Raw genomic sequence first — 13,459 nt, 5'->3', positions numbered from 1 at the left:
CGCCGCAGGATGCGAAGGGAGGGCGAGGACCGCCCTCCCCCCGATGTGGCCGCCGGGCTCAGGCCGTTTCCGCCTTCGAATGCTGCGAGTGCAGGCGATCCTGCATCGACATCAGCTTGTTGAGGGCGTGGACATAGGCGCGGGCGGACGAGACGAGCGTGTCGGGATCGGCGCCGCGCCCTGTGAAGCTGCGCCCACCGCCTCCGAGCCGGACCGACACCTCGGCCTGCGCATCCGTGCCCTGCGTCACGGCATGGACCTGGTAGAGCTCGAGCTTCGCCTCGTGCGGCACCAGCTCCTTGATCGCGTTGAAGGTCGCGTCGACCGGGCCGTTGCCGGTCGCCTCCCGCGTGTGCCTCTGGCCGTCGATGTCGAGCGTCATCGTCGCCTTCTGCGGCCCGCCGGTCCCCGCGATCACCGTCAGCGCCACGACCTTGATGCGGTCGTGGGCCGCCAGGATCTCGTCGTCGATCAGCGCCTCGATGTCCTCGTCGTAGACGATCTTCTTGCGGTCGGCGAGGTCCTTGAAGCGGCGGAAGGCGTCCTGCAGCGCGTTGTCGCCGAGGCTGTAACCCAGCTCCTTCAGCTTCTCCTTGAAGGCGTGACGCCCGGAGTGCTTGCCCATGACGAGCGAGGTCGACTTCACGCCCACCGACTCGGGCGTCATGATCTCGTAGGTCTGGTTGTTCTTCAGCATCCCGTCCTGGTGGATGCCGGACTCGTGGGCGAAGGCGTTCCGGCCGACGATCGCCTTGTTGTACTGGACGGGGAAGGACGTGACGGCCGAGACGATCTTCGAGGCCCGCATCAGCATGGTCGTTTCCACGCCCACCTCGTAGGGCAGGACGTCGCCGCGCGTCTTGATCGCCATCACGATCTCTTCGAGCGCCGCGTTGCCCGCGCGCTCGCCGATGCCGTTGATCGTGCACTCGATCTGCCGCGCGCCGCCCTCGACACCGGCCAGCGAGTTCGCGACCGCCATGCCGAGATCGTTGTGGCAGTGGACGGAGAACACCGCCTTGTCGGCGTTCGGCACGCGCTCGCGAACCTGCCGGAAGAGCTCGCGGTACTCGGCCGGCGTCGTGTAGCCGACGGTGTCGGGGATGTTGATCGTCGTCGCGCCGGCCTTGATGGCGGCCTCGACGCAGCGGCACAGGAAATCGAGGTCGGTGCGCGTGCCGTCCTCGGCGCTCCACTCGACGTCATCGACCCAGTTGCGCGCGCGGCCGACCGAGTCGATCACGTGCTGCAGCACCGTCTCCGGCTCCATCTGCAGCTTGTGCTTCATGTGGATGGGCGAGGTCGAGATGAAGGTGTGGATGCGGGGCTTGCCCGCTACCTTCACGGCCTCGCCGCAGCGGTCGATGTCCTTGAAGCTCGCGCGGGAGAGGCCGGCGATCGTCGCGTTCTTCGCGCGCCGGGCGATCTCCTGGACGCTCTCGAAGTCGCCCTGGCTCGCGATCGGGAAACCCGCCTCGATGATGTCGACGCCCATGTCGTCGAGCAGCTCGGCGACCTGCAGCTTCTCGTCGAAGGTCATGGAGGCGCCGGGACACTGCTCGCCGTCGCGCAGCGTGGTGTCGAAGATCACGACGCGGTCGCCGCCGGCCGTGCTTGCGTGTTCAGTCATCGGATCTCTTCCTTGTCGGGGCTCGGGCCCATCCCCGCCCGGCCGTCATCGTTTCAGCTGTCGAAGCGATCACCCCCTGAGAGCCCGCCCGGCGAACACGGGCAGCCGGCGCTCAGGGGCCGGTAAGGAGGAGGATGCCGTCGAGTAGAAGGACGAAGGCCGGGCAAGCGGAAACGGCCGCCGGGGCGGCTGCGTGTTCCTGCTCGATGCTTCCGGCCCGCATGGGTATCCGATCCCCCATCCCCTCGTGCAGCCGATCATTGCCGCCGCAACCATTGAGGGAAGATTAAGCCTTTCCAGTCGAGTTTTTCTAGCGAAACGACGCCCTCCGCGCAAGCCGAACGATCGGGAGGCCCGATCCTGGGCCTGCGTCCGGCGGGTCCGTCCCGATGGAGCAGCCCGACGGAACCGCCCGATGCCGCACCGATATGCCCTGAAGCTTCTCGGCCTGGCGCTCGGGCTCCTCGTCTTCTTCGGGCTGGCGCCCGGACACGCGGAGACGGTGCGCGTGCAGCTCCTCTGGCACCACCAGGCGCAGTTCGCGGGCATCTACGTCGCCCAGGCGAAGGGCTTCTACGAGCGTGAAGGCCTCGACGTCGAGACGATCGAGGGGATGCTCGGCTTCAACGCGCTGCAATCCGTGGCCAGCGGACGGGCGGACGTGGCGCTGTCCTGGCTGCCGGCTGCCATAGACGCGCGGCGGCGCGGCTGGAACGTCGTCAATATCGGACAGATCCTCAGGACGGGAGGCACCTCCATCGTCTGCCGCCGCGACGCCGGTATCGCCGAGCCGCGCGACGTGGCCGGAAAGCGCCTCGGCGTCTGGTATATCGGCGACGAGCTGAGCGTGCAGGCGTGGCTCGAGAGCCTCGGCCTGTCGATGGGCGACGTCTCGATCGGCGTCCAGAGCGAGAACGGTGCCGACCTCGTCTCCGGCGAGGCCGACTGCGTCACCGCGATGGCCTACAACGAATACTGGTCGATCCTCGCCGCCGGCCTGTCGCCGAGCGAGCTCATGGTCGTGCGCCTCGCCGATCACGGCCTCGGCATCCTCGAAGACGGGCTCTACGTCCTCGAGGAGGCCCTCGCCGACCCCGAGCGGCGCGACAGGCTCGCCCGCTTCCTGAAGGCGACCGCCGAGGGCTGGGCCTACGCCGGCCGGAACGTCGACGAGGCGATGTTCATCACCATGGCCGAGGCGCCGGGCCTCGATCCCGTCCACCAGCGGCGGATGCTCGAGACCATCCTCAGGATGATCGGCGGGCCCGGCGAGACCGCTCTCATGGATATCGGCGACTTCGAGACCTCGGTCGACATCATCGCCGGCAGGCCGGACGAGGCCTTCGTCGTGCGCCAGGCGGCGGTGAACGCGTGGACACACCGGCTGCGCTACGAATCGGGGCTCGAGGGCGAGAGCCTCCTGACGCTGTCGCGGGCGACCCGCCACTACCTCGCCGAGACGCTGAACTCCGGCTGGTTCTACGCCCTCACCGTCATCGGAGCCGTCGTGTTCGGCTTCGCGGGCTTCATGCGGGCGCAGCAGCGCAACTACGACCTGTGGGGCGCCTTCGTCCTCACTCTCCTGCCAGCCGGCGGCGGCGGCACCATCCGCGACCTTCTCGTCGGCGGCGATCGCTACCCGCCCTTCATCATCCAGGACCCCGTCCACATGTACATCGTGCTCGCGACCTTCCTCGCGGGCGTCGCCTCAGCGGCGGTCATCCCGGAGCGGATGATCTCGACACGCCGGTTCGACCGGACGATGAAGTTCCTCGACACGCTGGGCTTCGCCGCCTTCTGCATCGTCGGCGCGAAGGTCGCGCTGATGGCGGGGCTCACGTGGATCTGGATCCCGATCTGCTGCGCGCTGACCTGCGCGGGCGGCGGCATGCTGTCAGACGTCATCATGGGCCGGGAGCCGCGCACCTTCCAGGGCGAGCCCTACGAGGAGGTCGCGATCATGGGCGGGATCTTCCTGCTCCTCGCCCTGCAGGTCGCCGACGCCTTCGAGCAGCAGCCGGGAATAGCGACCGCCGCGGTCGTGACGACGCTCGTCCTCGTGTTCTGCGCTCGCGGCGCGGTGATCGTGCTGGGCCTGCGCTCGCACCGCTTCGGCCAGCGGAGGGCGGTGGAGGCCTGAAGAAGCGGACGCGGGGGCGGGCTCGCTACGCCGTTCGGCCAACCCGGCAACCATTCGTGTGCGATCGGATTAACCCCATCCAAAGGCATCCTGGCGCATGACTGACGCTAGGGTCAGCTCGGGTGGGGGCAATGCAGACGACGTCGTCGGGGAGGGGGACATGAGCCCGCTCCAGATCCTGGCCTCGCTGGCCGGCTCGGCCGGGCTGATGGCCCTGCTCGCGCTGACATTCGGGACGCTCGAGCGCTCGCGGCTGCCCGGCTGGAGCCGCTCCCTCGCCGCCGGCCTCATGTTCGGCTTCGTCGCCGTCGTCGCGATGTTGACCCCGGTCATCGTGATGGATCAGGTGGTCATCGACGGCCGCTCCGTCATCGTCGGCCTCGGGGCGGCCTATGGCGGGCCGCTCGCCGGGCTCGTCGCCGCCGTGGTCGCCGCCCTGTTCCGCTACTTCCAGATCGGCGGCCCCGGCGCATTTCCCGGCACGATCGGGATCTTCCTCGCGGCCCTGCTCGGCTGGGCCTGGATGCGGTTCAGCGTTGCCGCCGGCCGGCCGCGCTTCCACCAGATGGCGATCGGCGGGTTCGTGATCTCGCAGCAGTTCCTCGTCGCCTGGATCATCGGGCCGCACGTGGCCGCGCAGATGATCGCCACGGTCTACCCGCTGCTCCTCCTCGTCTCCGTCGCGGGCGCCGTCGTCCTCGGCACGCTCGTCGAGCGCGAGCGCCGCCTGATCGACGCGGAGCGCCGGCTCGAGCAGGCGGCGCTGCGGGATTCGCTGACCGGCCTATCGAACCGGCGGGACTTCGAGCAGGAGCTGATCCGGGCCCGCTCGGGGCCGGGGGGCGCGGAGCGGTCGGTCGCGATGATCTTCCTCGACCTCGACGACTTCAAGAAGATCAACGACCGCTACGGCCATGCCGCAGGCGACGAGGCGCTGCGTGTCTTCGGGGGCATTCTCGGGCGCCACGCGGCAGAGCGGCAGACGGTCGCCCGGATCGGCGGCGAGGAGTTCGCGATCCTGCTGCCGGACCACGACCTGCCCGAGGCCTGCCGTCTCGCCGACGGGGTGATGGAGGCGCTGCGCGGCGCCCGGGTCGAATATGGCAGCGCGGCGTTCTCGATGACCGCCAGCGGAGGCGTGGCGTGCTTCTCCACGCCGCTGCCGGAGGTCGACGACATGCTGCGGGCCGCGGACGAGGCGCTCTACGAGGCCAAGCACGGCGGTCGCGACCGGGTCGTAGTGGCCGCGGGTCCCGTGGCCGCCTGACAGGCGTGCCTAGAGGAGCAGCGAGCCCTCCGCCACGATCACCGCCGCGCCGCCGATCCTCACGGTGTCGAGGCCGCCATCGACCTCGATCTCGAGCTCGACGAGGCTCGGCCGCCCCATGATGTGCCCCTGCTCGATCCGGTAGCGGTGATGGCCGCCGGTCGGCTGGTCGAACTTCATGATCACCCCCGCGAAGGCGGCGGCGGCCGATCCCGTCGCCGGGTCCTCGGCGACGCCCATCGCGGGGGCGAACATGCGGGCGTGGAAGTCGTTCCCGGTCGACATCGTCTCCCGGCAGTAGACATAGGCGGCGCCGTCGGGGAACGCCTTGTCGAAGGTCCGCCGCTCGATCTTGATCCGCCGCAGCACCTCGAAGTTGCGCACCGGCACGAAGGCGAAGGCGTTGCCGGCCTCGAAGCGCGACGGCTTGTGGTTCTCGAAGCCGATCTCCGAGGGGAAGAGCCCGAGCGCGGCGGCGGCGAGCTCCCTGTCCGGCGCCGGCTCGAGAGCCGCAGGCTTGGCGGGCACATCGAACTCTGCGAAGGCGTGGCCGTCGCGCAGCACGACGCCGAGGCGGATGAGCCCGATCTCCTCTTCGAGGGTTACGATGCCCTCGATCTCGCCGCTCTCGCCCCAGCTCTGCCGCGCCATGAGGATGCCGGTGCCGACTGTCGGGTGGCCGGCGAAGGGAATCTCCCTGCCCGGCGTGAAGATCCTGAGCTTCGCGGTGTGCGCGGGCCCCTCGGCCGGGAGCACGAAGACCGTCTCGGAGAGGTTGAACTCCTTCGCGATCGCCTGCATCCGCTCCGTGTCGAGACCTTCGGCATCGAGGACGACGGCGAGCGGGTTGCCGCTCAGGGCTTCGTCGGTGAAGACGTCGAGAACGTAGTATCGGCGCGACAAGGCCCTCTCCCCGGATGCGGCACGTTGGCGCGCTCCATATCACGAAAGCGCCGGAGGGGCATCAGGGGCTCCGCCGGGACCCGATGAACGTCTACTTCGTCGCTCGCAAGGGACGAGGCGGGCGGGAGCGGCGCACAGGTCCGGGAAGCAAGCCGCTGTCGCCCATGCGCCTCAGGCGATGCCCATGCGCTTCAGGTAGCCCTCGATCAGCGGCACGTCCTCGGGGTTATTGAGCTCCCAGAACGAGTGGCCGCGCGCCTCCACCTCTACGGCGCGCACCTTCAGCCCGTGCTCGAGGAAGCGCAATTGCTCGAGCCCCTCGACCGCCTCGAGCGGCGACGGCGCCATCCGCGCGTAGTCCTTCAGGGCGTCGGGGCGGTAGGCGTAGACGCCGACATGGTGCCAGACCTCCGGCAGGTCGTCCTGCGTCGGCTCCCGGCCGATGAAGGGGATGACCTCCTTGGAGAAATAGAGCGCGTGGCCCGTCAGGTCGCGGACGACTGTCGTCCCGCCGACACGGCCGTTGCGGCGGTCGTTGAGGAAGTTCCTCAGCGCCTCGAGGTCGCAGCGCAGCACCGGCGTCGCCACCACCTCCTCCGGCTCGGCGCGCATCGTCTCGACGAGGGCGGAGACGAACCAGGGCGGCGTCAGCGGCGCGTCGCCCTGCAGGTTCACGATCACGTCGGCGTCGATGCCCGCCCGCTCGACGGCCTGCGCCACGCGCTCGGTGCCGTTCCGGCATTCGGGATCCGTCAGGATCACCTCGGCGCCGACCGCCCGGCCGGCGGCGGCGATCTCTTCGCTGTCGCAGGTGACGAAGATGTCGGCCGCGATCTCCACATTGCGCGCCGCCTCGACGGTGCGCGCGACGAGGGTCTTCGCTTCCCCGGTGGCGCCCCGCAGCAGCGCCAGCGGCTTTCCGGGATAACGTGTCGAACCCTGACGGAACGGGAGAACGATCGCGGCTTTCGCCATGAGAGGGGCCTCGGGGAATCGGGTGGACGAGATCGGTGGCACCCTAGAGCCATTTCCGAGCGGGTGGAAACACCGGTTCGAGGAGACGACGGCTCCGCATTCGATAATCTGGGCGCGGAGACGTCGCTTGGCATCGCGATTTTTTTGAAGGAGCTAAGCCGGCCGCGGCGCGCCCGGAGCGGCTCCCGTTCCGCCTTGCGTGGCAACCGCGACTGCCGGCACGGCCAGCAAGGCGAGCATGGCGGCTGCCGCGAAGAAGTTGTCGTAGCCGAGGTGCTGGGCAAGAAACCCGGCCGCCGCGCCGCCGCCGAGCGACACGAGGCCGTCCATGCACTGGAACAGCGTGAAGTCGACCCCCGCCTGACGCGGGTCCGACCAGCGCATGAACTGCGTGTAGAGAGCGACGAAGCCGAACGCCATCACGCCGGACGTGGCCATCAGCGCCGTGCCCGCGATCATCCAGACAGGTATCGCCTCGGTGAAGGCCGACAGCGAGAGGAAGCCGAGCGCCAGGGCTTGCGGCAGCAGGGCCAGCGCCAGGACCGGCCGGACACCGAAGCGGCGCACGCACCAGCCGCCGGCGAAGGAGCCCGCGATGCCGAGGACGATCGACGCGGTGCCGCTGAGGAGACCGACGGTGGCGAGCGACACGCCGCGATCAATCAGATACGGCGCGACCATGTTGAAGGACGTCTTCTGCGCCAGGATATAGACGCCGGCGACCAGCAGGCCGCGACGGATCTCGGGCCTTTTCAGCGCCGCCTTGAGCGACGGCAGGTGCGTCCGTTCCCCCGTGAAGCGTGCCGTTCGGGCGTGCAGCAGAAAGGGCAGCGAGAGCAGTGCGACCAATGCGGCGACCGTCCAGGTGCCGAGAGCCCACCCTCCGCGGTCGACCAGGACCAGGAACAGGCCAGCGCCGATCGCGGAGCCGAGATAGGCGCCGCCCACCTGCGCCGTGTTGCCCCAGCCCTGCGACGCCTTCGACAGGTTCTGGACCGCATAGCCGTCGCAGGCGATGTCGACGGTCGCGGTCGCCAGTGCGGCGATGCTCAGGAGGGCGAAGATCCACGGCAGGCCGGCCGCCGGCAGCGCGCCCAGGATCCCCAGCGAGACGACGACGACGGCGATCCCCGCGAGGACCACGAGGGCGGACCGGTCGCCCCCGTGATGCGGTAGCCGGTAGCGTTCGACGGCCGGCGCCCACAGGAATTTCAGGGCCCATGGCAGGGCGATGAGGGAGACGAGGCCGATCGTACTCAGATCGGTGCCCTGCTCGCGCAGAACCGCGGGCAGCCCCACCCATGTCAGCCCGCCCAGAACGCTCTGCGCGACATAGAGCCCGCCGATGGCACCGACGGTGCCGATCGACGAACGATGCCAGCTCGGCCGTGCGGTTTTGGCGCCCGCGGCCATCAGAACCGGTAGCGCAGGCTGGCCAGGACGGAGCGGCCCTCGTCCTTGTAGCAATAGCCGGAGGTGCAGACGGGCTTCTCCTCGTCGAACAGGTTCTTGGCGTTGACCTGCAGCTTCAGGCCGGCGAATTCGGGCGAGCGCGCGCCGAAATCGTAGGACAGGGCGGCATCGACGAAGATGCGATCCTCGTTCTCGATCGAGTTGATGTCGTCGCCGTAGCTTTCGCCGACATAGCGGACCCCGGCTCCGACGCCCAGACCGGCGAGGGCCGTGTTCTCCTGGAACTCGTAGTGTCCCCAGACCGAGAGGATGTCGTTGGGGACGCCCGAAAGCTCGTTGCCCTCCGTCCCGGTGGCGCCCTTGTCGATCGTCATCGTCAGATGGGTGTAGGAGGCGATCATGCTCCAGCCATTGTCGAAGGAGGCCTGCGCCTCGAGCTCGATGCCCTCCGAGGTCAGGTCGAGCTGCCGCTGCCGGTTCACGCCGGTGGAGGTGTCGAACACCACGCCGTCGGTCTGCTCGATCTTGAAATAGGACGCCGTGAGGAGCGCGTTCGTGTCGGGGATCTCGTACTTGACCCCGATCTCGACCTGTTCGGCGACGGTCGGGCGGGCGGCTCGGCCGACACCGCTCGTCACGTCGTCGTAGACGAGGCCGATATTCGGAGCGAAGGAGGTCGAGTAGTTCGCATAGGGGATGAGGCCCCACGGGGTGCGGTAGGAGAGCCCGACCCGCCCGGAGAACTCCTCGTCCTTCTGCTCGGTTTCGCTGAAATCCGTGGCGATCGAGGTGGTGTCCACCCAGTCGTAGCGACCGCTCAGAAACAGCGAGAGGCCGTTCCACTCCAGCTGGTCGTGCGCGTAGACGCCGAGCTGATCGGTCTCCTGCCCCCCGTCATAGGCAAGCGGCGCGTTGCGGATGTCGGCCACGGAGGTGTAGCCCAGGGCGCTTGCCGCATCGTACCTCGCCCACGTGTAATCGACGCCGAGGAGCGCCGTGTGCGCCACCGCGCCCGTGTCGAAGGTGAACTGCGCCATGTTGTCGACGACGAGGGTCTCGGCGTCTTCCTGGTAGTGGCCCCAGTAGCGGGCGAGGTCGCCGCCGACCGGATAGTGGCCGCTATATTCGAGGTCGGCGTCGACCTTCGAGTAGCGCAGGTTCTGCCGCACCGTCAGAAGCTCGCTGAAGCGGTGCTCGAATTCGTAGCCGATGCGCCCCTGGTCCTGCCTGAAGTCGTTGTACTGCGGGTCGCCCTCGTAGAGATCGGACACGACGCCATAGGCAGGGTTGTAGAACGCCGCCGTGCCGCCCGTCAGCGAGCGCGAGATCTCGCCGAGCAGCGTCAGTCTCGTGTCGGCGGTCGGCTGCAAGGTCAGGGCCGGAGCGAGGTAGTATTTGTCGTCGGAAAAGCCCGGCAGCTCGGTCTCGGCGTCGCGGCCGATGCCGGTCAGGCGGTAGAGCACCGTGCCGCTGTCGTTCGCTGGCCCGGAGAGGTCGAAGCCGACCTGGTAGCGGTCATGCGAGCCGCCGACCACCTCGATCTCGCGGAAGGGAACGTCCTTCGGACGCTTGGTGACGAGATTGACGATGCCGCCGGGGCCGCTGACGCCGTAGAGCGAGGATGCCGGCCCTTTGAGGATCGTGATGCCCTCGAGCCCGTAGGGCTCGGTCTTGAAGAGCGCCGTCGGCGAGTTGTACTGGCGCAGCCCGTCCCGGAATATGCCGTTGTAATAGACGTTGAAGCCGCGCAGCGTGAACGCGTCGAAGCGCGAGTCGTAACCGAAATTGTTCGGGTTCGCAGAGGCCGTGTAGGTCAGCGCCTCGTTGAGGGTGCGCGGCTCCTGGTCCTCGATCTGGCTCTGGGTGACGACGGTGATCGCCTGCGGGATCTCTGTGATCGACGTGTCGACCTTCGTGCCCATGCGGTCCTGCTGGGCGACGTAGCCGTCCTGCTTCAGGATGTCGTTGCTTTCGGCCTCGACGAGAATCGCATCCAGAACGATCGTGTCGCCGTCTTCCTGCGCAATCGCGCCCGCCGGCGCGCCAAGCGCGAGAAATCCCCCCAGCGCCACGGTTCCGGCGCGCCGACATCCCAGCTTCAGTCCCATTCGAGCCCCCGATTGCAGATCCGATCGGGGTTTCAGTTCGCAAAGTTGACACCCAGAGTCAACTTAGAGTGCAGGCCGGTTGCTGGGCACTCACCGACCCGCACGCGCCGGCGCCCCCGGAAGGAGGCTCCGACGCGCCGGTCTCACGCATCCTGGATGGCCGAAAGCTTCCATGCGCCGCCGGCGGGCCGGACGAAGGTCCAGATCTCCGTCGTGGCGGTCGGCGCCTCCGCGTCGCCGGAGACGATCCTGCCGCTCTCGCGCTCGCGCATGACGTCGCGGCTCTCGTAGTGGAGGGCGACCGTCGCGTACTCCTCGTTGCCCTCGCGCCAGGATTCGGCGAGGTCGCCCTGGAGGAGCTTCACGTCGGACACGTCGTTCCGGAGGCCGTTCACGGCGTTCTGGCTCAGTTCCTCGGAGAGATAGGAGACGATTTCGGGCGTGCAGCGCGTGCGGAGGGCTGCGTAGTCCTCGCGCGCGAAGGCGTCCTGGATCTCGCCGAGCAGGCGCTCGAACGCGTCGAGATCCTGCTGGCCGATGCCGATCTCGTCGATGCCGCTGCCGGGAGTTTCGGCGGGGGCCGGCGCCGCCTGGGCCGTGCCGCCGCCACCGAACATGCCGCCCGCCACGCCCCGAGGCGGGGCATCCTGACCGCGGCCACCGCCGGCGCTGTAGGCCGACGCGCTCGCGCCGAGCGGCTGGGGCTCGTAGGAGCGCTGGCGCCGGAACAGGCGCATGACCAGCATCACGCCGAGCGCGAGGAGGCCGAGTTGCAGGATGAGGCCGAAGAACCCGGCGAGCCCGCCGAGGCCGTTGCCCATCAGCATGCCGATGAGGCCGCCGAGCATCAGACCGCCGAGCAGCCCGCCGAACATGCCGCCGAAGCCGTTGCGGAACATGCCCTGCCGCTGCGCCTGCGCCGTCGTGCCAGGCTGGCGCTGCGCCGCCCCGGGCTGGCCGGTCTCGGTGCGCGGCGTCATCGAGCGCTCGACGGGTGCGGTTTCGCGCGGCGCCGTCCGCGTCGCCGCCGGCGGCTGAAACGTCCGGAAGCCGCGGCTGCCGAAGCTTCCGCCGCGCCTGGCGTCCGCGAAATCGATCGTCACCATGGCGAAGGCCGCAGTGAGAGACAGGAGGGCGATGAGCGCGCGCGAGCGCTTGGCGAAATTCATGTGGCGTCCTTCAACCTCGATCGGCGCAACCCGCGCGCCGCCCCCTTGATATGGTGCGGCTTTTTCCGGGTCCAACGGCTGAAGCCGGCGGATCGTCGAGGGCAGCGGGATTCAGCTCAGCCGCTTCACCATCCGCGGCAGCCACCGGCCCGGGACGGAGCCCGAAGGCGCCTCGCCGTGCTCCACCATGCCCATCCGGCGATAGAAGCCGACGGCGTATGGGTCGGAATCGAGGCCGATCCCGGCACAGCCGAGCGCGCGGGCCCGTCTTTCGACGATCTGCCAGAGATCGGTGCCGTACCCCTTGCCGATATGCTCCGGGGCGATGAACAGCGCGAGCACCTCGAAGACGCCGTCGGCGCAGACACAATGGGCGAAGCCGCCGAGCCCGCCCTCCGGCGTCTGCACCACCCAGACGTCGTCATGGGCGATGTCGTCCTCGGAGATCCGGAGCTCGGGCCGGCAGGCGCTCATGAAGTCCCTGCCGTAGCCCCAGAACGCCTTGGAGCGCAGCGCGATGTCGGAGAGGCTTCCGGCCTCGCCCGCCACCGCCGGGCGGATGGCCCTCCGCCCGATGCGGGCTGCCCGCTCCCTGGCCTCGATCCGCGGCGTCAAGTGATCGATCATGATGATACCGCCCCCGCAGCAGTCGCCGGCCCTCCCCGAAGTCATCAGCGACTGCGGATGCGGCCGCCACGTCCAGCCCCCACTAGACCTCTTCGAAAAACACCCTTCCCGGCCTGAAATCAACCCCGTTTCCCGGCCATCGGACGCATGCTCGACGGTTTTGTACGGCATGCGCCCGATACTGGAAGATGTTTGCTCAGTTTTTCGCCTTGTCGACGAGGGCATTCGCCTTGATCCAAGGCATCATGCCGCGCAGGCGCTCGCCCACCTCTTCGATCGGATGCTGGTCGTTCATGCGCCGCGTGGCCTTGAACTTTGCCTGACCTGCGCGGCACTCGCGCATCCACTCCGTCGTGAAGGCGCCGGACTGGATGTCGTAGAGCACCCGGCGCATCTCTTCGCGCGTCTCCTCGGTGATGATGCGCGGGCCGGTCACGTACTCGCCGAATTCGGCGGTGTTCGAGATCGAGTAGTTCATGTTCGCGATGCCGCCCTCGTAGATGAGGTCGACGATCAGCTTCACCTCGTGCAGGCACTCGAAATAGGCCATCTCGGGCGCGTAGCCCGCCTCGACCAGGGTCTCGAAGCCGGCGCGGATCAGCTCGACAAGGCCGCCGCAGAGCACGACCTGCTCGCCGAAGAGGTCGGTCTCGCACTCTTCCTGGAAGGTCGTCTCGATGATGCCCGAGCGCCCGCCGCCGACGGCGGAGGCGTAGGACAGGCACAGATCGTGCGCGTTGCCGGAGGCGTCCTGGTGGATCGCCATGAGGCAGGGCACGCCGCCGCCCTTCTGGTACTCGCCGCGCACCGTGTGGCCAGGGCCCTTCGGCGCGATCATGATCACGTCGATCGTCGACTTCGGCTCGATCAGCGAGAAGTGGACGTTGAGGCCGTGCGCGAAGGCGATCGCCGCACCGTCGCGGATGTTCGGCGCGATGTGGTCGTTGTAGGTGTCGGCCTGGAGCTCGTCGGGGATGCACATCATGATGAGGTCGGCCCAGCCCGCAGCCTCCGCCACGCCCATGACCTTGAGGCCGGCGTCCTCGGCCTTCTTCGCGGAGGACGAGCCGGGCCGCAGGCCGACCGCCACCTCGGTCACGCCGGAATCGCGCAGGTTGAGGGCATGGGCGTGACCCTGGCTGCCGTAGCCGATCACGGCCACCTTCTTGCCCTTGATGAGATTGAGGTCGGCGTCGCGATCGTAATAGACGCGCATGGGTTTGCCTC

Annotated in this window: 10 protein-coding genes; 2 read left to right on the top strand and 8 right to left on the bottom strand. The window is 68.6% G+C overall.

The window, feature by feature from the left end; translation table 11 throughout:
• Nucleotides 1-58: 58 nt before the first annotated feature.
• On the bottom strand, nt 59-1,630 hold the full coding sequence (locus N177_RS12800) for a 2-isopropylmalate synthase (RefSeq protein WP_023432777.1): 1,572 nt from the start codon (nt 1,628-1,630) through the stop codon (nt 59-61).
• Nucleotides 1,631-2,045: 415 nt separating this feature from the next.
• Here N177_RS12800 and N177_RS20655 point away from each other — a divergent pair, with 415 nt between their 5' ends.
• Entirely contained in the window at nt 2,046-3,770 is a 1,725-nt protein-coding gene (locus N177_RS20655) for an ABC transporter substrate-binding protein (protein WP_023432775.1), read from the top strand.
• A gap of 160 nt (nt 3,771-3,930) precedes the next feature.
• Nucleotides 3,931-5,037, top strand: a complete 1,107-nt coding sequence (locus N177_RS12790; protein ID WP_023432774.1) for a diguanylate cyclase — start codon at nt 3,931-3,933, stop codon at nt 5,035-5,037.
• A gap of 9 nt (nt 5,038-5,046) precedes the next feature.
• On the opposite strand, the gene N177_RS12785 is transcribed toward N177_RS12790, so the two are convergent.
• The 7 genes from N177_RS12785 to ilvC form a co-directional block, all read right to left on the bottom strand.
• Nucleotides 5,047-5,940 carry a PhzF family phenazine biosynthesis protein gene (locus N177_RS12785; RefSeq protein ID WP_023432773.1) on the bottom strand — a complete coding sequence of 298 codons (894 nt, stop codon included), beginning with the start codon at nt 5,938-5,940 and terminating at the stop codon, nt 5,047-5,049.
• A 171-nt stretch (nt 5,941-6,111) separates the two neighbouring features.
• On the bottom strand, nt 6,112-6,915 hold the full coding sequence (locus tag N177_RS12780; RefSeq protein ID WP_023432772.1) for a 3-deoxy-manno-octulosonate cytidylyltransferase: 804 nt from the start codon (nt 6,913-6,915) through the stop codon (nt 6,112-6,114).
• Nucleotides 6,916-7,068: 153 nt separating this feature from the next.
• Nucleotides 7,069-8,328, bottom strand: coding sequence for an MFS transporter (locus tag N177_RS12775; protein ID WP_023432771.1), 1,260 nt, complete (start codon nt 8,326-8,328; stop codon nt 7,069-7,071).
• On the bottom strand, nt 8,328-10,436 hold the full coding sequence (locus tag N177_RS12770) for a TonB-dependent siderophore receptor (protein WP_051402366.1): 2,109 nt from the start codon (nt 10,434-10,436) through the stop codon (nt 8,328-8,330). The genes N177_RS12775 and N177_RS12770 overlap by 1 nt, the downstream gene beginning before the upstream one ends.
• Before the next feature lie 143 nt (nt 10,437-10,579).
• Entirely contained in the window at nt 10,580-11,605 is a 1,026-nt protein-coding gene (locus N177_RS12765; protein WP_023432769.1) for a Tim44 domain-containing protein, read from the bottom strand.
• 111 nt (nt 11,606-11,716) lie between these two features.
• A complete protein-coding gene (locus N177_RS12760) occupies nt 11,717-12,232 on the bottom strand; it encodes a GNAT family N-acetyltransferase (protein WP_051402365.1) in 516 nt (171 codons plus the stop codon).
• A 196-nt stretch (nt 12,233-12,428) separates the two neighbouring features.
• Nucleotides 12,429-13,448, bottom strand: coding sequence for a ketol-acid reductoisomerase (gene ilvC / locus N177_RS12755; protein WP_023432766.1), 1,020 nt, complete (start codon nt 13,446-13,448; stop codon nt 12,429-12,431).
• Nucleotides 13,449-13,459 lie beyond the last annotated feature (11 nt).

It is taken from the genome of Lutibaculum baratangense AMV1, assembly GCF_000496075.1.
Classification (GTDB): Bacteria; Pseudomonadota; Alphaproteobacteria; order Rhizobiales; family Tepidamorphaceae; genus Lutibaculum; species Lutibaculum baratangense.
This window is presented reverse-complemented; position numbering and strand designations above follow the sequence as displayed.

Coding starts and splice junctions, on each gene's coding strand:
- N177_RS12760 (WP_051402365.1), bottom strand. CDS start 12,232: ATGATCGATCACTTGACGCCGCGGATCGAGGCCAGGGAGCGGGCAGCC.
- N177_RS12780 (WP_023432772.1), bottom strand. CDS start 6,915: ATGGCGAAAGCCGCGATCGTTCTCCCGTTCCGTCAGGGTTCGACACGT.
- N177_RS12790 (WP_023432774.1), top strand. CDS start 3,931: ATGAGCCCGCTCCAGATCCTGGCCTCGCTGGCCGGCTCGGCCGGGCTG.
- N177_RS12765 (WP_023432769.1), bottom strand. CDS start 11,605: ATGAATTTCGCCAAGCGCTCGCGCGCGCTCATCGCCCTCCTGTCTCTC.
- N177_RS12770 (WP_051402366.1), bottom strand. CDS start 10,436: ATGGGACTGAAGCTGGGATGTCGGCGCGCCGGAACCGTGGCGCTGGGG.
- ilvC (WP_023432766.1), bottom strand. CDS start 13,448: ATGCGCGTCTATTACGATCGCGACGCCGACCTCAATCTCATCAAGGGC.
- N177_RS12775 (WP_023432771.1), bottom strand. CDS start 8,328: ATGGCCGCGGGCGCCAAAACCGCACGGCCGAGCTGGCATCGTTCGTCG.
- N177_RS12800 (WP_023432777.1), bottom strand. CDS start 1,630: ATGACTGAACACGCAAGCACGGCCGGCGGCGACCGCGTCGTGATCTTC.
- N177_RS20655 (WP_023432775.1), top strand. CDS start 2,046: ATGCCGCACCGATATGCCCTGAAGCTTCTCGGCCTGGCGCTCGGGCTC.